The organism is Streptomyces sp. H27-H5 (assembly GCF_026627505.1).
In the GTDB taxonomy this organism is placed as follows: domain Bacteria; phylum Actinomycetota; class Actinomycetes; order Streptomycetales; family Streptomycetaceae; genus Streptomyces.
In genome coordinates, this window is the sequence record NZ_JAPNLK010000003.1 from 1 (window position 1) to 1,228 (window position 1,228).

1 rRNA gene (cut by a window edge) is annotated in these 1,228 nt (G+C 56.0%); it reads right to left on the reverse strand.

The annotated features are described in order from the left end of the window. Positions 1–40 precede the first annotated feature (40 nt). A 23S ribosomal RNA gene (locus OTB19_RS01785) occupies positions 41–1,228 on the reverse strand (it continues 1,691 nt past the right edge of the window).

Below are 1,228 nucleotides of genomic sequence, written 5' to 3' on the forward strand. Positions count from 1 at the left end.
GTTCGTTACTTCAGAACTAACACAGTGGACGCGAGCAACTGAGGACAAGCCCTCGGCCTATTAGTACCAGTCAGCTCCACCCGTTACCGGGCTTCCACATCTGGCCTATCAACCCAGTCGTCTACTGGGAGCCTTACCCTCTCAAGGAGGTGGGAATACTCATCTTGAAGCAGGCTTCCCGCTTAGATGCTTTCAGCGGTTATCCCTCCCGAACGTAGCCAACCAGCCATGCCCTTGGCAGGACAACTGGCACACCAGAGGTTCGTCCGTCCCGGTCCTCTCGTACTAGGGACAGCCCTTCTCAATATTCCTACGCGCACAGCGGATAGGGACCGAACTGTCTCACGACGTTCTAAACCCAGCTCGCGTACCGCTTTAATGGGCGAACAGCCCAACCCTTGGGACCGACTCCAGCCCCAGGATGCGACGAGCCGACATCGAGGTGCCAAACCATCCCGTCGATATGGACTCTTGGGGAAGATCAGCCTGTTATCCCCGGGGTACCTTTTATCCGTTGAGCGACGGCGCTTCCACAAGCCACCGCCGGATCACTAGTCCCGACTTTCGTCCCTGCTCGACCCGTCGGTCTCACAGTCAAGCTCCCTTGTGCACTTACACTCAACACCTGATTGCCAACCAGGCTGAGGGAACCTTTGGGCGCCTCCGTTACTCTTTGGGAGGCAACCGCCCCAGTTAAACTACCCATCAGACACTGTCCCTGATCCGGATCACGGACCGAGGTTAGACATCCAGCACGACCAGAGTGGTATTTCAACGGCGACTCCACAACCACTGGCGTGGCTGCTTCAAAGTCTCCCACCTATCCTACACAAGCCGAACCGAACACCAATATCAAACTATAGTAAAGGTCCCGGGGTCTTTCCGTCCTGCTGCGCGAAACGAGCATCTTTACTCGTAGTGCAATTTCACCGGGCCTATGGTTGAGACAGTCGAGAAGTCGTTACGCCATTCGTGCAGGTCGGAACTTACCCGACAAGGAATTTCGCTACCTTAGGATGGTTATAGTTACCACCGCCGTTTACTGGCGCTTAAGTTCTCAGCTTCGCACGCCCGAAAGCGCACTAACCGGTCCCCTTAACGTTCCAGCACCGGGCAGGCGTCAGTCCGTATACATCGCCTTACGGCTTCGCACGGACCTGTGTTTTTAGTAAACAGTCGCTTCTCGCTGGTCTCTGCGGCCACCCCCAGCTCAAGCAGCAAGTGCTCT